General features: G+C 72.4%; 17 protein-coding genes and 1 pseudogene. 8 read left to right on the plus strand and 10 right to left on the minus strand.

Annotation, left to right across the window (positions count from 1 at the left end; genetic code table 11):
* Positions 1 to 115 precede the first annotated feature (115 nt).
* Positions 116 to 2,020, plus strand: a complete 1,905-nt coding sequence (locus tag LZ604_RS00825; protein WP_234511359.1) for a DUF8823 domain-containing protein — start codon at positions 116 to 118, stop codon at positions 2,018 to 2,020.
* Positions 2,021 to 2,120: 100 nt separating this feature from the next.
* Here LZ604_RS00825 and LZ604_RS00830 read toward each other — a convergent pair whose 3' ends face one another.
* The 3 genes from LZ604_RS00830 to LZ604_RS00840 form a co-directional block, all read right to left on the minus strand.
* Positions 2,121 to 2,999: a MerR family transcriptional regulator gene (locus LZ604_RS00830; protein ID WP_372482071.1), complete on the minus strand. Its 879-nt coding sequence runs from the start codon at positions 2,997 to 2,999 to the stop codon at positions 2,121 to 2,123.
* A 101-nt stretch (positions 3,000 to 3,100) separates the two neighbouring features.
* Entirely contained in the window at positions 3,101 to 3,610 is a 510-nt protein-coding gene (locus LZ604_RS00835; RefSeq protein WP_234511364.1) for a glutathione peroxidase, read from the minus strand.
* A 35-nt stretch (positions 3,611 to 3,645) separates the two neighbouring features.
* On the minus strand, positions 3,646 to 4,611 hold the full coding sequence (locus tag LZ604_RS00840) for an ArsR family transcriptional regulator (protein ID WP_234511366.1): 966 nt from the start codon (positions 4,609 to 4,611) through the stop codon (positions 3,646 to 3,648).
* Positions 4,612 to 4,734: 123 nt separating this feature from the next.
* On the opposite strand from LZ604_RS00840, the gene LZ604_RS00845 reads away from it, so the two are divergent.
* Positions 4,735 to 5,973, plus strand: coding sequence for an MFS transporter (locus tag LZ604_RS00845; protein WP_234511368.1), 1,239 nt, complete (start codon positions 4,735 to 4,737; stop codon positions 5,971 to 5,973).
* 46 nt (positions 5,974 to 6,019) lie between these two features.
* Here the strand turns inward: LZ604_RS00845 and LZ604_RS00850 are convergent, their stop codons facing one another.
* Both LZ604_RS00850 and LZ604_RS00855 read right to left on the minus strand, forming a co-directional pair.
* Complete coding sequence (locus LZ604_RS00850) at positions 6,020 to 6,877, minus strand: slipin family protein (RefSeq protein ID WP_234511370.1); 858 nt, start codon at positions 6,875 to 6,877, stop codon at positions 6,020 to 6,022.
* 261 nt (positions 6,878 to 7,138) lie between these two features.
* Complete coding sequence (locus tag LZ604_RS00855) at positions 7,139 to 7,804, minus strand: nucleotidyl transferase AbiEii/AbiGii toxin family protein (protein ID WP_234511373.1); 666 nt, start codon at positions 7,802 to 7,804, stop codon at positions 7,139 to 7,141.
* A gap of 130 nt (positions 7,805 to 7,934) precedes the next feature.
* On the opposite strand from LZ604_RS00855, the pseudogene LZ604_RS00860 reads away from it, so the two are divergent.
* Positions 7,935 to 9,083: pseudogene (locus LZ604_RS00860) on the plus strand (hypothetical protein); the annotation flags it as partial.
* A gap of 1,399 nt (positions 9,084 to 10,482) precedes the next feature.
* On the opposite strand, the gene LZ604_RS00865 reads toward LZ604_RS00860, so the two are convergent.
* Positions 10,483 to 10,992, minus strand: a complete 510-nt coding sequence (locus tag LZ604_RS00865; RefSeq protein ID WP_234511376.1) for a nitroreductase/quinone reductase family protein — start codon at positions 10,990 to 10,992, stop codon at positions 10,483 to 10,485.
* A gap of 282 nt (positions 10,993 to 11,274) precedes the next feature.
* Between LZ604_RS00865 and LZ604_RS00870 the strand changes: the two genes are divergently transcribed.
* The 3 genes from LZ604_RS00870 (at position 11,275) to LZ604_RS00880 (ending at position 13,634) form a co-directional block, all read left to right on the plus strand.
* Positions 11,275 to 12,591 carry a serine hydrolase domain-containing protein gene (locus tag LZ604_RS00870; RefSeq protein WP_234511378.1) on the plus strand — a complete coding sequence of 439 codons (1,317 nt, stop codon included), beginning with the start codon at positions 11,275 to 11,277 and terminating at the stop codon, positions 12,589 to 12,591.
* Between the two features lie 204 nt (positions 12,592 to 12,795).
* Entirely contained in the window at positions 12,796 to 13,302 is a 507-nt protein-coding gene (locus LZ604_RS00875; RefSeq protein ID WP_234511380.1) for a hypothetical protein, read from the plus strand.
* Positions 13,303 to 13,310: 8 nt separating this feature from the next.
* Positions 13,311 to 13,634 (plus strand): transcriptional regulator, encoded by a 324-nt coding sequence (locus LZ604_RS00880; RefSeq protein WP_234511382.1) that lies wholly within the window; start codon positions 13,311 to 13,313, stop codon positions 13,632 to 13,634.
* A gap of 239 nt (positions 13,635 to 13,873) precedes the next feature.
* Here the strand turns inward: LZ604_RS00880 and LZ604_RS00890 are convergent, their stop codons facing one another.
* Genes LZ604_RS00890 through LZ604_RS00905 form a run of 4 tightly spaced genes read right to left on the minus strand, consistent with a single transcriptional unit; the run spans position 13,874 to position 17,776 of the window.
* Positions 13,874 to 16,012: a xanthine dehydrogenase family protein molybdopterin-binding subunit gene (locus LZ604_RS00890; protein WP_234511387.1), complete on the minus strand. Its 2,139-nt coding sequence runs from the start codon at positions 16,010 to 16,012 to the stop codon at positions 13,874 to 13,876.
* A complete protein-coding gene (locus LZ604_RS00895; protein ID WP_234511390.1) occupies positions 16,009 to 16,998 on the minus strand; it encodes an FAD binding domain-containing protein in 990 nt (329 codons plus the stop codon). The genes LZ604_RS00890 and LZ604_RS00895 overlap by 4 nt, the downstream gene beginning before the upstream one ends.
* Positions 16,995 to 17,504: a (2Fe-2S)-binding protein gene (locus LZ604_RS00900; RefSeq protein WP_234511392.1), complete on the minus strand. Its 510-nt coding sequence runs from the start codon at positions 17,502 to 17,504 to the stop codon at positions 16,995 to 16,997. The genes LZ604_RS00895 and LZ604_RS00900 overlap by 4 nt, the downstream gene beginning before the upstream one ends.
* Positions 17,505 to 17,551: 47 nt before the next feature.
* Positions 17,552 to 17,776 (minus strand): DUF397 domain-containing protein, encoded by a 225-nt coding sequence (locus LZ604_RS00905; protein ID WP_234511394.1) that lies wholly within the window; start codon positions 17,774 to 17,776, stop codon positions 17,552 to 17,554.
* A gap of 178 nt (positions 17,777 to 17,954) precedes the next feature.
* Between LZ604_RS00905 and LZ604_RS00910 the strand changes: the two genes are divergently transcribed.
* Both LZ604_RS00910 and LZ604_RS00915 read left to right on the plus strand, forming a co-directional pair.
* Positions 17,955 to 18,530 (plus strand): alkaline phosphatase, encoded by a 576-nt coding sequence (locus tag LZ604_RS00910; protein WP_234511396.1) that lies wholly within the window; start codon positions 17,955 to 17,957, stop codon positions 18,528 to 18,530.
* A 58-nt stretch (positions 18,531 to 18,588) separates the two neighbouring features.
* Complete coding sequence (locus tag LZ604_RS00915; RefSeq protein WP_234511399.1) at positions 18,589 to 18,927, plus strand: alkaline phosphatase; 339 nt, start codon at positions 18,589 to 18,591, stop codon at positions 18,925 to 18,927.
* Positions 18,928 to 19,023: the final 96 nt, after the last annotated feature.

Here is a 19,023-nt window from a genome sequence, read left to right on the forward strand (position 1 = left end):
CCGGGAGAACCCCGACGGAACGGTCACGGAACTTTCGAGGGTGTCCGGGCACGGGACGGGAACGGAAACGGGACACGGGGCGATAACGGAAACGGGACACGGGGAGTGCCTTCAGGTGGCCACAGCGGAGCCGACACACGCCGACGACGCCGATCGGGGCCGGCATCCGGCCCGGGGCACGGGCCCGCGAATACCGCGCGGCGAGCCCGCCGCTGACACGACCGTGCACCCCGACCCGGCCACACCGTCCGAGGACGGCCCGGAGGCCCCCCGAGCGAGCACCCTGCTCACCCGTCTGCGCTCCTCGCGCGGAGCGGACCTGGCCCGCAGGCACCCCGTGCTCACGGTCACGGTCCTCGCCGGGCTACTGCACCTCGTGTGGTTCTTCACCTTCGCGAACAGTGGCGGTGACCTCGCCGCGCAGGACGCGTGGGCGGAGTTCGTCGGACGGCACCCGGACTCGGCGTACAACCTCGCGTGGTACGGCGGCATGCATCCGGTGTCGTACAGCGTGGTGTCGCCGTATCTGATGTCGGTGCTCGGCGTCCGTACGACGATGATGATCGCGGGGACGGTCTCGGCGGGGCTGCTGACGCTGATCCTCATCCGCAGCCGTGCGGTCCGCGAGCCGTGGGGACCCGCCCTGGCCGGGGTGTTCGCGCTGCTGTGCAACGCCATCTCGGGCCGGGTGACGTTCGGTCTCGGCACGATGTTCGCCCTGGGCGCGACGGCGTGCGTCTTCTGCTGGCCGTACCGCTGGCGCCACAAACGCTGGGCGAAGGCCCTGAGCGCCGCCCCGCTGGCGGCCCTGGCCACGATGTCGTCACCGGTGGCGGGCCTGTTCGTCGGCCTGGTAGCGGTGGCGCTGTTCCTGCAGAAGCGCCGCCCGGGCGCCTGGGCCCTCGGCCTCGCACCGACCGTGGTGGTGGCCCTCTCGGCCTGGCTGTTCCCGTTCTCCGGAACGCAGCCGATGACCTGGGCGTCGATGCTCCTGCCGTTCCTCTTGGCGGTTCTGGTCTTCTACCTGGTCCCCGAGGAGTGGAAGACGGTACGGATCACCGCGGCGGTGTACGGGCTGTCCGTGGTGCTCGTGTGGCTGATCAGCTCCCAGATCGGCTCGAACATCACCCGGCTGGCGATGCTGTTCGCGGGTGTCGCGCTGGTCGCGGCGCTGCCGTTCACGGTGCCGCGCAGCCGCAAGTGGTACGTCACCGTCATCGCCGTCACCGGCTTCACCACCTGGATCGGCATCAAGACGGTCGACGACATCGTCCACACCACCCCGGCGGCGTCCTGGGCGCGTGAGCTCGCCCCGCTGGTGAACCAGCTTCAGGTGGCGGGTGCCGAGAAGGGCCGCGTGGAGGTGGTCCCCGCGCGCTCGCACCGCGAGGCGTCGGCGCTGGCGCCGTACGTGAACCTGGCCCGCGGCTGGAACCGGCAGGCCGACATGGAGCGCAACCCGCTCTTCTACGACGACACGCTCAACTCCGCGAACTACCACGAGTGGCTCCAGCGCTGGGCGGTGCACTACGTGGTGCTGCCGAAGGACGAACCGGACGGGAACGGCGGCGGCGAACGGGAGCGGCAGCTCGTCCAGCGGGGCATGCCCTATCTGAGGCAGATCTGGGGCGACGCCAACTGGCAGCTGTTCGCGGTGACCGACCCCGTCCCGCTGGCGGATCCCCCGGCGGTCGTCGACCGCGCGGACCAGGGCGAGCTGACGATCGAGGTGAAGAAGGCGGGCCGGGTGCTCATCCGCATCCCGTACTCGCCGTGGCTGGGCCTGGTCGACGCGCAGGGCAAGGGGGTCAAGCCGCCGCAGGAGACGCGCGAGTCCAAGCACCGCCCCGAGGGCACGCCGAAGACGTACCACAACGTCAACGGCTGTCTGATGGAGACGCCGGAGGACGCCTCGGGCGACAAGTGGACGGAACTCGTGGCCCCGCGCGCGGGCACCTACCACCTGGCGGCGCCGTACCAGCTGCCGCGGGGGACGCCGTGCCCGGAGGAGCTGCGCTGACGGTGGCGCGCCCGGCGGCCGGGTCCCGCGAGCCCCGGTAGCCCGCTCGCCGGCCCGGGTGGCGCGGCCGGAACCGCCGCGCCACGCGGGCCGACGCGCCCTACACCCCGGCCGCGGCGGGACCCCGCACCGGAAACGCCACGTCGCACACCGCGTCCTCGGGCCCCGCCGCGTCCCAGTCCCCGAAGTACACCTCCCGGCAGGGTCCCGCGTACTCCAGCCCCTGTTCCGACACCCACGCCTCCACCGCCTCGAACGCCGCGAGGATCTGCGGATGCGCGACCTGCGCCTTGGTGATGCGGGTGTACGCGAGCCGCTGCGCCGGCTCCACCCGTACCCGGGTCTCCCACGCCCGCCCCTGTCCCTCGGCCCACGCCCGCGCCGCCTCCCGGTCGGCCACCGGCACGCACGCCTCCGCGGGCCCGTCGCTCTCCTGCGACACCTCCGCGTGGTAGACCACGAACGGCGCCCCGGTCGCCCCGCCGCACTCCCGGGCCGCGCCCTCCAGCCGACCCAGCGAGGCCCCGATCCACGCCGGCAGCTCCTCCGCCAGCACATGCCGCGTCTCGGTGATCAGCACCTGCTCCGGTACGTCCACCGTCTCCACCACGAACTTCCCGTACATCTCGGAACTCCTCCCCGACAGCCGTCCACGGAGGTATTCGGCGAGGGTCCGCTGCGCGGCGATCCGCCTCTCGACGTCCGCCCAGTAGGCGCCGAGCAGCGCGGACGCGCGGACGCCGTCCGACTCGCCCGCCCTGACCACCTCGGCGATCCCGGCGAGCGGCATGTCGAGGCGGCGCAGCAGGGCCACCGTACGGGCGTGTTCGACCTGGTCGGTGCGGTAGTAGCGGTAGCCGTTCGTCTCGTCGACGTACGCGGGGACGAGCAGCCCCAGCCGGTCGTAGAGCCGCAGTGCCTTCGGCGACAGCCGCGAGCGGGCGGCGAACACGCCGATGGAGAGCAGGTCGTCGGTCACCCCGTCATCCTCCGTCACCGGACGCCTTCCGCCCGGTGACGAGGACGCTCCCGTCTGCCCCAGGGGCAAGGTCAAGCGGCGAGGTCAGGCGCGCGCCGGGCTCAGGCGAGAGTCTTCTCCACGGCCGCCAGCACGTCCGCCGACTCCGGCTCGGTCTGCGGCGAGAACCGGGCGGCGATCCGGCCGTCCTTGCCGATCAGGAACTTCTCGAAGTTCCAGCGGATGTCCCCGCTGTGCCCCTCGGCGTCCGCAAAGCCGACGAGGCGGTCGTACAGCGGGTGCCGCCCCTCGCCGTTCACCTCGATCTTCTCCGTCATCGGGAAGGTCACGCCGTACGTCGCCGAGCAGAACTCGACGATCTCCTCGGCGCTGCCGGGCTCCTGCCCGAGGAACTGGTTGCAGGGCACCCCGAGAACGGTGAAGCCCAGCGGCGCATACCGCTCCTGGAGCCGCTCCAGGCCCGCGTACTGCGGCGTCAGACCGCACTTGGAGGCCACGTTCACCACGAGGACGGCCTTGCCCGCGTACTGGGAGAGCTGCGCGGGGCCGCCCTGCAGGGCGCCGATCTCCACGTCGAGGACGGATCCGGCGGTGTTGTCAGTAGTCGTCATGCAGCGGATGCTAACCCCGCCCCGTGACATTCCCGTCAGCCGTGCTGTGTGGTGACCAGCACCTCACCCGCGGCCGAGCGCGAGTACAGCACCGACCGTCCCGCCGGCCGCCGCTCCACCAGCCCCGCGTCCAGCAGCACCCTGAGATGGCGCCCCACCGAGCCGAGCCCCTGCCCGGTCAGGGCGACCAGCTGGCTGGTGCTCAGGGGCGAGTCGAGGAGCACGAGGACGCGGGCCCGCGCCAGCCCGAGCAGCGCGGCGAGGCTCGTCGGCACCGTCCGGTGCGGACCCCCGGCCAGCACGCCCGCGCACGGGTAGACGACGGCGTACCGGTCGCGTTCCTCCCAGGAGACCCAGCCGGTCTGCGGAGTGACGGGGACGAACACCAGCTGCGCCCCGGAGATCTCGCGCGCCGGATACTCGTGGAGGTTGACCTGGAGCCGGTTCCCGCCGAGCCAGCGTGTCCGGCCCGGCCGCAGGGTGTCCACCGCGGCCGCCCAGCCGTCCCGGGCGAGCCGCGCCGTCCGGGCGACCACGTCGGCCTCCAGGACATGGCGCCGACGGTCCCAGGAGGGCAGCACGGTCCGTGTCCACACGTAGGTCAGCAGGTCGGCAGCGCGCTCGGGCAGGTCGTCGCGGTCCAGGAGGGCCGGGAGCGGGCCGCGCACGGAGACGGTGAGATGGGCGCGGGCCTCGTCCGGTGACACGGCGCGGACCCGGTCGAGGCCCTCCTCGAAGGTCTCCCCGTCCCTCGGCGTGGGGGTGAGGAAGTCCGCGATCCACTCCCTGCCCAGGCCGCAGCGGACGAGCAGAGCGGTGACGGGATCCGCGGCCAGGTGCCGGCGGTAGCCGGGCAGATGCGTCTCCAGCCAGGCGCGCTCCCCGGGGTGGGAGGCGGTGCCCGCATGCAGCACCTTGAGGCTCGCGAAGGTCTCCGCGAGCGGCGAGAGCACGAACCGGCTTCCGGCGAGGGTGTCGGCGTTGACGTGCCAGAGACCCATGGTGCCTGCACCCCTCCCGGCTCATCGGCGTCATCAACTCGTCGGCGTCATCGGCCTGCTGCGACCTTTCGCGGACATGCGAAAGATTAACGACGGCCCCCGGCGCCCGCTCAGACTCCGGCCATGCGCAGTTACTCCGACCTCTTCCGCACCCGCGAGTTCACCCCGCTTTTCCTGACCGCCTCCCTCCAGACGGCCGCCTCCACCCTCGGCGGTCTGGCGCTGGGCACGCTCGTGTACCGGGCCACCGACTCGCCCCTGCTGTCCGCGGTGAGCATGTTCGGGCCTCAGCTGGCCCAGGTCGTGGGCGCGACGACGCTGCTGTCGGCGGCGGACCGGCTGCCGCCGCGCGCGACGATGACGGGGATCGCGGGTGTGTTCGCGGTGGGTACGGCGGCGATGGCGGCGCCCGGCCTGCCGCTGGGCGCGGTCTTCGCGCTGGTCCTGCTGCTGGGCCTGGTCCAGTCCCTCGGCGGCGGTGTCCGCTGGGGCCTGCTGAACGACATCCTGTCGCAGGACGGCTATCTGCTGGGCCGCTCCGTCTTCAACATGATGAACGGCATCCTGCAAGTCTGCGGGTACGCCGCGGGCGGCGTCCTGGTGACGGTGCTGTCCCCGCGGACGACCCTGCTGATCGCGTCGGCGCTGTATCTGGCGGCGGCCGCGGGCGCCCGCCTCGGCCTGACCCGCCGTGCCCCGCGCGCCTCCGGCCGTCCGACGATCGCGCAGACCTGGCGCACCAACGCGCTGCTGTGGTCGTCCCCGCCCCGCCGGACGACCTACCTCCTGCTGTGGGTCCCCAACGGCCTGGTCGTCGGCTGCGAATCGCTGTACGTCTCCTACGCGCCCGACCGGGCGGGCGTGCTGTTCGCGTGCGCGGCGCTCGGCATGTTCGCCGGGGACGTCACCATTGGCCGACTCCTTCCGCCTGCCCTGCGCCGTCGCCTGGGCATTCCGTTCCTGCTGCTCCTGGCGGCCCCGTATCTGCTGTTCGCGCTGCGTCCCGCCGTGCCCGTGGCGGCCGTCTGCGCGGCCCTGGCCTCGGTCGGCTTCGGCGCGAGCCTCATCCAGCAGGAACGCCTGATGAGCCTGACCCCCAGGGAGCTGAGCGGCCACGCCCTCGGCCTGCACTCCGCGGGCATGCTCACGATGCAGGGCGTGAGCGCGGCCCTGGCCGGGACGCTGGCCCAACTCACCGCGCCCGCGGCGGCGATGGCACTGATGGCGGCGGCGTCGCTCCTGGCGACCTCGGTCCTGGCATGGGCCGGAGCGGTGGCCGGCCGCCGGCCCTCCCGTGGGGCGGCCGACGGTCCGGTTCCGCGTCCCGTTCGGCGTCCCGGCCCCGGCGTCCGACGAGACTGAGCGCGTGGTGGCGGTCCCGGGCGGGCGGGCACGGGACCGCGGTCGTTCAGGCTCCGGTGTCCTCGGCTCCGCCCTCGCGGCCGTCCGCGTGGTTGTCCCCGCGACCGTCCGCGTGGCCGTTCTCGAGGCCGCCCCCGGGGCCGAACTGGCGGGCCGCCCGGTCGAAGTACCGCAGCAGTTCCACCGGGAAGGGCATCACGAGCGTCGAGTTCTTCTCGGCCGCGACCTCCACGACCGTCTGGAGCAGTCGCAGCTGCATGGCCTCCGGTGTGTCCGACATGATGCGGGAGGCGTTGGCGAGCTGCTGGGCCGCCTGGAACTCGCCGTCCGCCGTGATGACGCGGGCGCGCCGCTCGCGCTCCGCCTCGGCCTGCCGGGACATGGAACGCTTCAGCGACTCCGGCAGCTGGACGTCCTTGATCTCGACCCGGTCGATGTGCACGCCCCACCCGGCGGCCGGGCTGTCGATCATCAGGGCGAGCCCCTCGTGCAGCCGCTCCCGGTCGGACAGCAGATCGTCGAGGTCGCTCTTGCCGATGATGGACCGCAGTGAGGACTGGGCGACCTGGCCGACCGCGAAGATGTAGTCCTGGACCTCGATCGAGGCCCGCACCGGGTCGGTCACCCGGAAGTACACGACGGCGTCGACCTTGACGGAGACGTTGTCCCTGGTGATGCCCTCCTGCGTCGGCACCGGCATGGTCACCACCTGCACATTCACCTTCCGCATCCGGTCGGCGAACGGGATCAGGAACGTGATGCCCGGCTGCCGGTGCTGCGGCAGCGCCTTCCCCCAGCGGAACACAACCCCACGCTCGACCTGGTTGACCACACGCATTCCACTGCGCAGCACGAGCAGGACCAGCACGGCCACCAGTACAACCGCGACGACGGTGCCTTCCATGGCACTTCACTTCCCTCACAGGGTGTCGATGAGTGACATCCAAGGGGACACCACGGATCGGATCACCGGATGCGGCCGTTGTGTCAGGAGTTCGTCAAGAAACCGTACGGACGCACCGTGTGACGCGGCGGCAGGGACCGGCGTGCAGTGGCGTGGCGCCGTGGAGACGCGGGCGGGCACGTCATGCCGCGGGACGTGTGGTTCGTCCCGTGAGTGGTCCGTCCGTCGACCCGTCCGTCGGCCGCTCCCTCCACCCGTACCTCACTCCTCGGGCGGTTCCTCCGACTCCGCGAGCCGCTCCGCGATGTCGTCGGCCCACTCCTGTGCCCACCGCCGGAGCCCGGCGATCGCGTCGTCGTCGACCCCGTAGAGCGCGAACTCCCGGTCGTCGACCCACTCCACGCCGCTCAGCCGGGCCTGCAGATCGGCGAGGTCGAAGGTGTCACGGGCGTGGCGCCGGCCGAGTTCCTCCAGCTCGGGACGGCTCCAGCGGTCCGAGGCGGCGTGCACGTCGATGAGGTCCCGGGCGAAACCGCGGTCGGCCAGGGCGCGCACCTTGGTCCCGACCGCGTCCTCGAGGGAGAGGGTCAGGCCCAGATCCGTGAGGACCGGCGGACGCCACAGCACCTCCTTGAGGACGTTGAGTTCGCACTCCTCGCCCGAGACCGGGTCGCCGACGACCAGCCGTGCCGAGAGCGGTTCCGCCTCCAGGGAGCGTACGAACCAGCCGCGTTCCACCAGGCCGGCCCGTACGGCGGAGGCGATGTCCTCCATCCGCTCCGGGCTCTCCGTGGCCACGTCCACGCCCCGGCTGGGCCGGTCCACCAGACCGTGCGCGAGGACCGCGTAGCCACCGGCGATCGCCAGAGGGTAGGGGGCGCCCACGGCGAGGACGTCGGCGAGCAGACGCCGGGGCGGTGATGCCATGCCCCGGATTATCACCCGACGGCTGGCGGGATTTGACGCATCGGGTCCGGGTGCGTTCGTACGCGTCAGGAGTTCACTCTATAGTTGCGCAAGCCAGCAAGCGTCTCGCCGTGCAGGGGAAGGACGGAATGTGCGCAACGCGGAGACGGCGCGATCCGCGTCCGGGGACAGGGCGCGGACCGGCCGGATCGGGGGCTGGCCGGTGCGGTGGCACCATGCGCTGCTGACCGTGTGGACGGCGGTCTGGTTCTTCGTGGCCGAACGGCACGGGGCCGTGTCCTGGCACTATCTGAAGACCGGTGAGGAGCTGCTTTTCAGCCAAGTGCCCGGCGGCGGCCTCGCCCTCTACGCCAACCATCCCGAACTGCAGATCGGGCCGGTCAGCTTCCTGGTCGCCGGGCTGTTCGCCCCGTACCCCGCGGCCGTCGGCGAGAACCTGGCCGAGGCCTTCATGTCCGGGCTGGGTCTGTACATGCTGGTTCTCATCGGCCGTGCGGCCGCCGAGCACAACCTGGGAACCGGGCTGAACCACAGGCGCCTCCAGCAGCGGGTGCTGGTGGCCGGAACCGCCTTCATCCCCATGTGGGTGGAGGTCTCGGTGCGGTTCGCGCACCTCGACGACGTGCTGGCGCTGTTCTTCACCACGTTCGCCGTACGCGCGCTGGCGCGCGGCAACGCCGTCGCCGTCGGCGTCTTCCTGGCGCTGGCCATGGACTCCAAGCCGTGGGCGGTGGGCTTTCTGCCGCTGCTGCTGGTCCTGCCCCGGCCCGCGCTGCTGCGCTCCGCCGCCTGGGCCGCCGGGCTGGTGGCCGCCGCGTGGCTGCCGTTCTACCTCACCCATATGGACACCCTGGCCGCCGCTCGCTTCACCATCCCCAACCAGTCCGCGTCGTCGCTGCGCTGGTTCGGTGTGGACGACCCGGCCACCCCCTGGTGGGACCGGCCCGCGCAGATGGCACTGGGCATCGCCCTGGGCGCGCTGGCGGTGCTCCGGCGCCGCTGGGCGGCCGTCGTCCTGCTCGCCGCCGACGCCCGGATCGTGCTGGACCCGAGCGTGTACACGTACTACAACGCCTCGGTCCTGCTCGGGACCCTGATCTGGGACTCGATCGGGCAGCGGCGGCTGGTGCCGTGGGTCAGCTGGATCGCGTTGATCTCGCTGTACGGCAGCGCGCTGCTGGTCCCCTCCGACTCCGCCCGGGGGCTGATCCGGCTGGCCTTCGCGGTCGGCTCCGCCGCGTACGTGCTGTGGTGGCCCCAGCGCACCCCCCGCAACAAGCGCCGAGGCAAGGGGGCGCAGGACCCGCGGCCGTTCCCGGGGCCGGCCGCTCACGAGCACCCTTCACCGGCGCTTTCGAACCGCCGTCCGCCGCGGGGCACCGCGGTGCGTCCCACGTTCCGACGCTCCGGCGCACGCTCGTCCCCGTCGCGCGGACCGCACGCCCTCATCTCCCCGGCGCACGCTCCACCGCTCGGTGCACGCCAGGCGGGTTCATCTCCCCGGCGCGCCCCGCGCACGGGTCCGCGCCGGCGGATCGGTGACCTCTTTCAGCCATCCCTCGCGCGGCCGGGGCGCCCCTCGGCCGAGGGGAACCGCCCGTCGAGGAGGAATGGCCGGCCGAGAAGGAACTGCCCGCCCGCCTTCACGGCAAGCTCCGGACCGAAGAGCGAGCCGGGTGTGTGGGCGCCCGGCCGGCCCTCGCCGCGGACGAGACGGCTCGCGACCTCGGCCGCCACCGCGGCGGTGAACTCCGTGGCCGCACCTGTGCGCAGCCACCCCTCCCGGGTGCGGCCGTCGACGTCCCGCACCCGGGCCCGCGCCCAGGAGACCTCCCCGCTCCGCCCGCGCGCGGTGACCCGGACACGGGCGAGCCGACGCTTGGCGGCGCGGCCCAGCACCGGACGCGACAGCAACGCCGCTGCCACCGGCAGCACCGCGCGCGCTGCCCGGCCGGCCGGCACCGCGCTCGTCGCGGCGACCACGAACGGCGCACCGCTGGCCCGGTGGGCGGCCTCCAGGTCGCCGCTCGGACCGCCGACGGTGTGCACCCTGGCCCCGTCGGGCAGGGCGAGCCGCTCGGCATAACCCCCCAGCCTGGCGCGTACGAGCCGGCCGCGCTCATAACGGCGTCCGCCGAGCGCGACACTGTCGACGATGCTCGCCGCCAGGGCAGAACCGATGACGCCGCCTCCGGCCCCGGCCCCCGGCACCGCGTCGACCCTCACGCATGCCGCCGCAGGCCGGTCCTCACACAGCTTCAGTACGACGCTCTCCGTGGCGAGCACGCCGAACCCGGCACCCGTCACGAGACACCGTCCGGCGGCGATCGCCTCGTCACGCAGCCCCAGCAGCCCGATGACGGCGGAGAGTTCGTTCGCGAGATCGACGTAGTGAGTACCGGGCGGGCACGCGCGGGCGATCGGTGCCGCCGTCTCGGTGAACGGACCGATCGTGTTGATCACGACCGCCGGCGCGTGTCGGGTCAGCTGCGCCATGACGGCGCCGACCGACCCGGCCACCACGGTCCGCGGCTCCCCGTCGAGTGCCCCGGCCAGCTCGCGCAGCCGCTCGGGATCGCGGCCGACCAGCACCGGCGGCAGATCGCCGGCCGTCAGCCGGGCGGCGATCGCCCGGCCGCAGCGGCCTGTGGCGCCCAGAACCCAGACCCGGTCCGCGGTCATCTCCCGTCGAGCGCCACCCGGCCTTCGTCGCCGTGCGCCAAGTCCCCGTCAGCCGCCCCGGACTCACCCACGGAAGCCGGCTCCACCGCGACGGGCTCCAGTTTCACCACGGGGAACCTGCGGGACGTCTTGGTCTCGTACTGCGTGCTGTCGGGCCAGTACGCCGACCAGATCCCGTAGAGACGTTCCCACTCGGGCGACGAGGGCCTCACGACGGTGGGCGTCGCCCGCAGAACGCGCTCGCCCACCTCGATGGTCACCTCGGACATGACGGCGACGTTGCCCACCCACGCCGGGTCCTTCTCCGCACCACGCGAGGAGCCGCAGACCAGCAGATTGTCGCCGTCGGCCGCGTACACCAAAGGGTTCACGCGCGCCTGGCCGGTACGGCGTCCGACCGTGTGCAGAAGCAGCAGATGCTTGCCCTCGAAGAGGCCGCCGACGATCCCGCCCTGCGCCCGGAACTCACCGATGATCCTCTTGTTGACCTCGTTCACGTCGCCCATGTCCGCCTCGTTCCGCCGAAGACCTGACCAGCTCATAGCTAACCAGCGAGTCCCACGACCGAGCCGAGCCGCGCCGGGGCCATGCGGAGGACGTTCGGAGAACGGAGCGGCGTGACAGGGCCGGCCACGGGCGGGGGCGTCGGCCGGTCTCAGGGGAAACCCCGAGGGATATCTCAGGGGATCTTGAGGGCTCCTCCCGGATGAGCGCGCAGGGCGACAGGGGCAGAGTCAACATCGGTCCGATGACCGGGCCCTGACGTACCCTCACACTGGAGTTCGACTGTGCACAGCACCTCGCGCCTCGCCCGCTGGACCACCGTGGCCGCCGCCACCGCCCTGCTCGCCGCCCTCTCGGCGTCCGCCGCCGTACCGGCGTCCGCCGCCGTACCGGCGTTCGCCGCCGTACCGGCGTCCGCCGCCGTACCGGCGTCCGCCGCCGTACCGGCGTCCGCCGCCGTACCGGCGTCCGCCGCGACCACGCCCGCCGCCGAGTCGCTGCCTCCCCTGAGCCCCGCCGTGCTGCGGCAGGCCATCGCAGGGCTGCCCAACGCAGACGTCACCGGTGCGCTGGTCCGGGTGTCCGGCAGAGCGGGCCACTGGTCGGGCACCTCCGGCACGGCCGACCTCGCCACCGGACGTCCGGTGCCGGCGGACGCCCGCTTCCGGATCGGCAGCATCTCCAAGGTCTTCACCGCCACCGTCGTCCTGCAACTGGCCGCCGAACACCGGCTCGACCTCGATGGCACCGTCCAGCAGTACCTGCCCGGGCTGCTGCCCGCCGGCTATCCACCGGTCACGGTGGGAGAGCTGCTCAACCACACCAGCGGCCTGCCCGGTGGCGGTGGAGGGGCCTTCTGGGGCGACGGCAGCAACCAGTGGTTCGTCGACCACCGCTTCGAGAGCCGGCCCCCGCGGCAGGTGGTGGAAGGCCTGGTCGCAGGTCAGCCGATGGACTTCACGCCCGGCACCGCGCAGGAGTACAACGGCCTCAACACCTTCATCGCCGGTCTGGTCGTCGAGCGGGTCGGCGGCCGCTCCTTCGCCGAGGAGGTGCGTGACCGGATCATCCGGCCGCTCGGCCTGCACGCGACCTCGGTGCCGGCGGTGGACGACCCCCGGCTGCCCGGCCCGCACTCCCACGGCTACCTCACGGTCACCGCCGCGGACGGCACCACTCGGGAGGCCGACGTCACCGAGCAGACCGCGTGGCCGTGGGCCGAGGGCGGGATGATCTCCAGCGCCGCCGACCTGGACCGCTTCCTGACCGCGCTGCTGGGCGGCCGGCTCCTGCCGCCCACCCAGCAGCGACTGCTGTTCACCGTTCCGGACGTGCCCAACCACGACAACAAGAACTGCGAGCAGGGCCCCACCGCCGGACACGCCTGTTTCAGCATGGGGCTGATGCGCTTCACCTTCCCCGACGGCACCGAGATCTGGGGCAAGACCGGCTCGCGCCCCGGCTACACCAGCGGCATGTTCGCCACCCGGGGCCTCGCCCGCCGCTTGGTGTACTCGTTCAACCCCACCGGCCTGAAGGGCGCCGAGGCCCCGTACATCCGGCGCGTCGCCACCGCGGCCTTCTCGCCCGGCGCGAAGTGATGACCAGGCCTCGGCGCGGAAGCCGGGCGCCGCCCGTCCCTCCGGACGACCGGCGGGCAGGAGGGGCCGGACTTGCGTCGCGGACGCGGCGCGCTCGGGTCGACTCCCCGATGGACATGTAAGGCGGCTAAGTACTTTCGCACTACAAAAGTAGATGCAAGAATGTGGTCAACTGCCCTGCCAGTCCGGGAAGTCGGGAGAGCCGTGTCAAACAACCAGTACTCCGTATCGGCCCAGGCCAGGGGCGACCTTCAGGCCGCGAGGCGGGCCCGGCTGGCCGCCAACACCTCACCGCAGGCGTATCCGTGGTGGTGGGCTCCGGTGGCGGGTGTGACCCACGGAGCCGGAATGGCCCTGGTCACCGGGCCGCTTCCGTACCGGGCGGATGGCGCGGCCTGGAAGTTCGCGGCGATACTCGGCACGATCGCGGCACTGTCCGTCTTCCCTGCCATGTGCGCGGTACGGGTCCTCCGTATGCGGGTCCGCGCCAGGCCGTCATGGGGCACGACGAGGCAACGAACCCTCCTGGAAGGCGCACCGGTGGCCGCCTACGCGGTCGCCGGCCTCGTGTTCCTCGCGTGGGGCGGGAGTGCGGGCCCGATCGCCCTGGGGGTCCTCGGAGGAGGTTCCCTGTGGTGGCGGGAGAGCCGGAAGAAGGCGCTCCTCTCGGAGTCGGCGGCGGCACTGCAGGCGTTGGGGCGCACGGAATGAGCCACGCCGTGCCACCGGAGCTGGATGAGGTCATTCACCATCCGACACGGCTGACGATGATGGCCTTCCTGGCCGGGTGCGCCGAGGCCGAGTTCGCGGCGGTCCGTGAGTACTGCCAGGTCTCCGATCCGAGCGTCAGCCGTATCGCGACCGCCCTGGAGGAGGCCGGGTACCTCAAGATCCGCAAAGGAGCGGTGGGCCGCCGGCCACGTACATGGCTGTCCCTGACGGCCGCCGGCCGCACCGCCCTCAAGCGCCACCTCGCCGCCCTGCAGGCGATCGTCGACGCGGCGGAAGCCGCGGGCGCGCAGACGGGCCGTCGCGAGGAGTGAGAGAAACCGGGCGTACGTCCCCGCGCCTACGGCGTCCGGGGTTTCCGTGGGCACGGCGACGCCCTTGGGGCGGTCACCCCCGCCTTCGACATCCCGGCCGGCGGGACCGCGATCGGCCGGGCCCGCCGGCGGCCCCGGCCTCCAGCAGGAGCACCCCATTGCGCGGATCCTCCGACAGCCGCGCGGCAAGGACACACCCGGCGCCGCCCCACCCACCACGACATGGTCGAACTGCTCCGTCACTCTTCGACGACGGGCTGTCGCAGAAGCTTGTCCAGGGTGATCGGCAGGTCCCGGACGCGGATGCCGGTCGCGTGGTGCACGGCATTGGCGATGGCCGCGGCGGTGCCGACGATGCCGACCTCGCCGATGCCCTTGGATCCCATCGGGTTGGTGTGGGGATCCTCCGCCTCCACCCAGTACGCCTCGACCGAGCCGACATCGGCGTGGGAGGCGATGTGGTACTCGGCGAGGTCGCCGTTGACCACGTGCCCGAACCGCGGGTCGACCACGCCCTGCTCGTGCAGCGCCATCGACAGACCCATGGTCATGCCACCGAGCAGTTGCGAGCGGGCGGTCTTGGGGTTGATCACCCGGCCCGCGTCGAACACCCCCAGCAGGCGCGGTACCCGCACCTCGCCCGTGTCGGCGTGCACCCGGACCTCGGCGAACTGCGCTCCGAAGCTGTGCATCGCATAGTGCGCGGCGTCGGGGTTGTCGGGCATGTCGGAGGTGACCTCGAGTCCCTGCGGCGGAACGACGCCGCCGTGGTGGGAATCGATGAGCGCGCGCAGCCTGCCCGCCGTCTCGACGACGGATGTGCCCCAGCTGTCGATCCCCGCCGAGCCGCCGGCGGGCGAGGCAGGAGGCAACGCCGTGTCCCCGATGCGCAGTTCCACCTCGTCGACGGTCACACCCAGCGCATCCGCGGCGATCTGAGTGAGCGCCGTCCAGGTGCCGGTGCCGAGGTCGGCGGCGGCGATGAGCACCGTGTGGCGCCCGTCGGGGCCGGCCCGGATCGTCGTGGTGTTCCCGGCGAAGCGGGGCGAGGGGTGGGTCGAGGCGGACACGCCGGTGCCGACCAGCCAGGCCCCCTCGCGTCGCGCCCGGGAGACGGGGCCCCGCCGGTCCCACCCGAACCGGCGGGCGCCGTCGCGCAGGCAGTCCACCAGATGGCGGCTGGAGAACGGCCGGCCGGTCTCGGGGTCGACGCCGGGCTCGTTTCGGATCCGGAACTCGACGGGGTCCAGACCGCAGGCGATGGCCATCTCGTCCATGGCCGACTCGAGTGCGAACATGCCCTGGGCCTGTCCCGGCGCCCGCATGATCGTCGGCACCGGCAGGTCCAGGGGCGCCAGCCGGTGGGTGGTGCGCCGGTGGGGCGCGGCGTACATGCACCGGGTGCACACCGCGACCTGTTCGGCGTACCCCTTGGCCTTGGCGGTCTGCACGACCACGTCGTGCGCGATCGCGGTGAGCCGGCCGCCCGGGTCGGCGCCGAGCCGGATGCGCTGAACGGTGGCGGGACGATAGCCGACCAGGGAGAACATCTGCCGGCGGGTGAGGGCGAACTTGACCGGCCGGTGCACGATCTGAGCGGCCATCGCGGCGAGGACTGCGTACGAGTGGCAGTAGACCTTCGACCCGAAGGCACCCCCGACGTGCGGGCAGACCACGCGCACCCGCCGAGGGTCGAGCCCGAACACGGTGGCCAGCAGATCCCGGCTCAGGGTCACGCCCTGCGTGGAGCAGTAGACCGTGAGCTCGTCGTCGCTCCAGAGGGCCACGGCGGTGTGCGGCTCCATCGGGTTGTGGTGGTTGATCGGCGTGGTGTAGGTCGCGTCCAGCCTGACCTCCGCCGCGGCCAGAGCGGCGTCGACATCGCCCACGGCACTGTCGGCCGGCGACCCGTCCATGAGTTCCCCGCCGCCCCGGCAGAAGAAGGCCGCGTTCAGCGGCTTGTAGAGATCGTCGCGGTCGGGCCGCAGGGCGACGTCGTGCGCCCGTTCCGCATAGGTGACGCGGACCAGGTGCGCGGCATGGCGGGCGGTCTCGGGAGTCTCGGCGATCACACCGCCGATGATCTGGCCGCGGTAGGCGACCTCGTCGGATTGCAGGACCGCCAGTTCGGCGTCGTGGGCCGAGGCCAGCCGGGGGGCGTTGCGGTGGGTGAGTACGGCCAGCACGTCCGGTTCGGCACCTGCGGCGGCCGTGTCGAGGGCGATGACACGGCCGACGGCGATCGTGGCCTGCAGCGGATACAGGTAGGCCGGCCGGTCGACCGGGTGCTCGGCGGCGTAGACGGCGGCGCCTTTGACCTTGTCCGGTCCGTCCAGGCGGTCGAGCGGTGTGCCGACGGCGTGCGAGATGACACTCATGGTGGCTCGTCCGCCAGGCCGACGAGAGTGGCGACGAGGGTGTTGCACACGAGCGGGATCTTGAACGCGTTGCCTGCCAGCGGCCGGGCGGCGCTCAGTTCGGCCTCGGCGGCGGCGCGGAAGCGCTCGGCGGTTGCGGGCGCTCCCCGCAGCGCCTGCTCGGCCGTGCTCGCCCGCCACGGCTTGTGCGCCACACCGCCCAGCGCGATGCGCACGTCCCGCACGGCACCGTCGGCCGGCTCCACCACGGCGGCGACCGAGACCAGTGCGAAGGCATACGAGGCGCGGTCACGGACCTTGCGGTAGCCGGACCTGGCCGCCGGTGGGAGCGGCGGCAGGTCCACGGCCGTGATCAGCTCGCCGTGGCGCAGAACGGTGTCGCGCTCGGGCTCGTCACCGGGCAGCCGGTGCAGCTCGGTCAGCGGGACCGCCCGCTCTCCGTCGGGCCCGCGGGTGCGCACGACCGCGTCGAGCGCGGCCAATGCGACGGCCATGTCGGACGGATGCGTCGCGACGCACGCCTGCGACCAGCCGAGGATCGCGAGTTCACGGTGGTAGCCCTCCCGCGCCGGGCAGCCCGATCCCGGCTCGCGCTTGTTGCACGGGGTGGTGAGGTCCTGGAAGTACACGCAACGGGTGCGCTGCAGCAGGTTCCCGCCGGTGGTGGCGAGATTGCGCAGCTGCCCCGAAGCCCCCGACAGCAGCGCCTGGGAGAGCACGGGATAGCGCCGCCGGACCCGGCGGTCGGCGGCCAGCTCGCTGTTGGAGACCGTGGCGCCGATGCGCAGGGTCCCGTCGGGGAGTTCCTCGATCCGGTCGCAGGCCAGCCGGCGGACGTCGACGAGCAGGTCCGGCGTGGCCACGCCCAGCCTCATCAGGTCGACGAGGTTCGTGCCGCCGGCAAGGAACGCCCCGTGCGGCGCCTGGGCGAGCATGTCGACCGCCCCCCGTACATCGCGTGCGCGCTGGTAGCGAAACGGTTTCATCGGCGCGCCACTTCCGCGATGGCCGGGCGGATGTTGACGTAGGCGCCACAGCGGCACAGGTTGCCACTCATCCGCTCGGCGATCTCCGCGTCGTCGAGGACGACCTCGTCGGCGTCCGGGTCGGCGCTCACCGCACTCGGCCAGCCCGCCTCCGCCTCCGCGAGCATCCCGACCGCCGAGACGATCTGGCCCGGCGTGCAGTAGCCGCACTGCAACGCGTCGTGATCGATGAACGAGCGCTGCATGGGGTGCAGATCGCCGCCCTCGGCAAGCCCGGCGGCCGTGACGATCTCCGCGTCCTCGTACGCCACCGCCAGCGCCAGGCAGCTGAGCGCCCGGCGCCCGCCGAGCAGAACGGTGCAGGCGCCGCATTGCCCGTGGTCGCAGCCCTTCTTCGGGCTGGTGATCCCGAGACGTTCGCGCAGGGCGTCCAGCAGGCTTGTGCGAGTGTCGACGACGAGCCGGCGCTCCTGCCCGTCCACCCGCAGAGTGATCTCCATGTCCACGGGCCACCCCGCACCATGTGCCGGTGAAGGCGAGATCGCGGGATGCTCTAACCGAACTCGCCCTCGCGTACGCCCTCTCGGAACGCCGCCCATTCTCCCGCGGTGAACCGCAGGGGCGGCAGGTCTTCACGGTTCGAGTCACGGACCGCAACGGCTCCGCCACCCAGGTCCGCGACCTCGACGCAGTAAGGCATGTGGGTGCTCTTGCTGCTCTTGATCCAGCATGCATCCGTCAGGTCGAGCGCGTACAGATCAGCCTTTCGCGCTTGCATTCGAAAGCTCCCTTCGGCGCTCGGGACATGCGTTTCCGTATCCCCCTCCACCGTCTCCCCATCGCTTCCCCCTGGCAAATCCACCCTGCCGGCCGAGGAACGGAGCGACCGGGACACGGTCACCGTGCATCCCTCCGGGCGCGAGCAGACCGGGCCGAGGCAGGCATGCACTGTTCGCATGGGCGCGGCCGCCCGCGAGGCGGCGCGACTGCACCTCGCAAGTCTCCATGGACAGCTGACGATGGATCGTCTTCCGGCGTCCGGTCAGCTGACGACGACGCCGGACGACCCCAAGGCCGTGGTCACGGACTCCGCGGCGGCCGCCACCGCGTGGGCCACGGGTCGGAGGACCTACAACGGTGCCATCAGCGTCGACACCGACGGCAACCCGCTCCCCACGCTCGGGGCGCAGGCCAAGGCGGCGGGCAAGGCCACCGGCATGGTGACGACCGCTCAGGTCACGGACGCGTCGCCGGCGGCGTTCTTCGCCAACGCCGCCGACCGCGGCAAGCAGGACGAGATCGCCCGCCAGTACCTCGCAGACAGCACGCCGGACGTGATCCTGGGCGGCGGCGAGGACTGGTGGCTGCCGGCCGGAACCGAGGGCGCCTTCCCCGACAAGCCCGCCGAGGACACCGGCGAGGGCAGCCGCGGCACGAAGGGCAACCTGATCGCCAAGGCCAAGCGCTCCGGTTACACGTACGTCACCAGCGCGAAGGAACCGGACCAGGCGCGGGGCGGCAAGCTGCTCTGAGGAGGAGGGCACCGACGAGTTCGCGCACCAGAACAACGGCACCCGCCTGCTGCAGTCGATGCAGCAGCTGGAGAAGGCCGTCGCCGTCGCCCGCGCCTACCAGGCGACCCACCCCGACACCCTCCTCGTCGTCACCGGCGACCACGAGACCGGCGGCCTGTCGGTCGAGGAGAACGACGCGTCCGACGAAACCGGCACCGGCATCTCCACCGAGGACGGCCCGTTCTCGATCCACGGCAGCGACCGGACGTTCACGCTGGACTGGACGACGTCCGGCCACACCGGTGTCGACGTCCCGGTGACGGCCGCCGGCCCGCTCGCGAACCGCTTCACGGGCAAGCACGCCAACACCCACGTGCACGACGTCCTGTCGCAGATCCTGGCCCCGCGCCACTGACCTGCCGGACCGTGCGGCACGCCGTCTGAAACGGCCAGGGGCCGGCTCGGGAGGGAAACCTCCCGGGCCGGCCCTTCCCGCTGCACCCCGGCGAAC

The organism is Streptomyces glomeratus, from assembly GCF_021462825.1.
Classification (GTDB): domain Bacteria; phylum Actinomycetota; class Actinomycetes; order Streptomycetales; family Streptomycetaceae; genus Streptomyces; species Streptomyces glomeratus.

Excerpts from the sequence above, each read along its gene's own strand:
- LZ604_RS00835 (WP_234511364.1), bottom strand. The coding sequence starts at position 3,610 with ATGACGACTACTGACAACACCGCCGGATCCGTCCTCGACGTGGAGATC.
- LZ604_RS00840 (WP_234511366.1), bottom strand. The coding sequence starts at position 4,611 with ATGGGTCTCTGGCACGTCAACGCCGACACCCTCGCCGGAAGCCGGTTC.
- LZ604_RS00845 (WP_234511368.1), top strand. The coding sequence starts at position 4,735 with ATGCGCAGTTACTCCGACCTCTTCCGCACCCGCGAGTTCACCCCGCTT.
- LZ604_RS00850 (WP_234511370.1), bottom strand. The coding sequence starts at position 6,877 with ATGGAAGGCACCGTCGTCGCGGTTGTACTGGTGGCCGTGCTGGTCCTG.
- LZ604_RS00855 (WP_234511373.1), bottom strand. The coding sequence starts at position 7,804 with ATGGCATCACCGCCCCGGCGTCTGCTCGCCGACGTCCTCGCCGTGGGC.
- LZ604_RS00865 (WP_234511376.1), bottom strand. The coding sequence starts at position 10,992 with ATGGGCGACGTGAACGAGGTCAACAAGAGGATCATCGGTGAGTTCCGG.
- LZ604_RS00890 (WP_234511387.1), bottom strand. The coding sequence starts at position 16,012 with ATGAGTGTCATCTCGCACGCCGTCGGCACACCGCTCGACCGCCTGGAC.
- LZ604_RS00895 (WP_234511390.1), bottom strand. The coding sequence starts at position 16,998 with ATGAAACCGTTTCGCTACCAGCGCGCACGCGATGTACGGGGGGCGGTC.
- LZ604_RS00905 (WP_234511394.1), bottom strand. The coding sequence starts at position 17,776 with ATGCAAGCGCGAAAGGCTGATCTGTACGCGCTCGACCTGACGGATGCA.
- LZ604_RS00910 (WP_234511396.1), top strand. The coding sequence starts at position 17,955 with ATGGGCGCGGCCGCCCGCGAGGCGGCGCGACTGCACCTCGCAAGTCTC.
- LZ604_RS00915 (WP_234511399.1), top strand. The coding sequence starts at position 18,589 with ATGCAGCAGCTGGAGAAGGCCGTCGCCGTCGCCCGCGCCTACCAGGCG.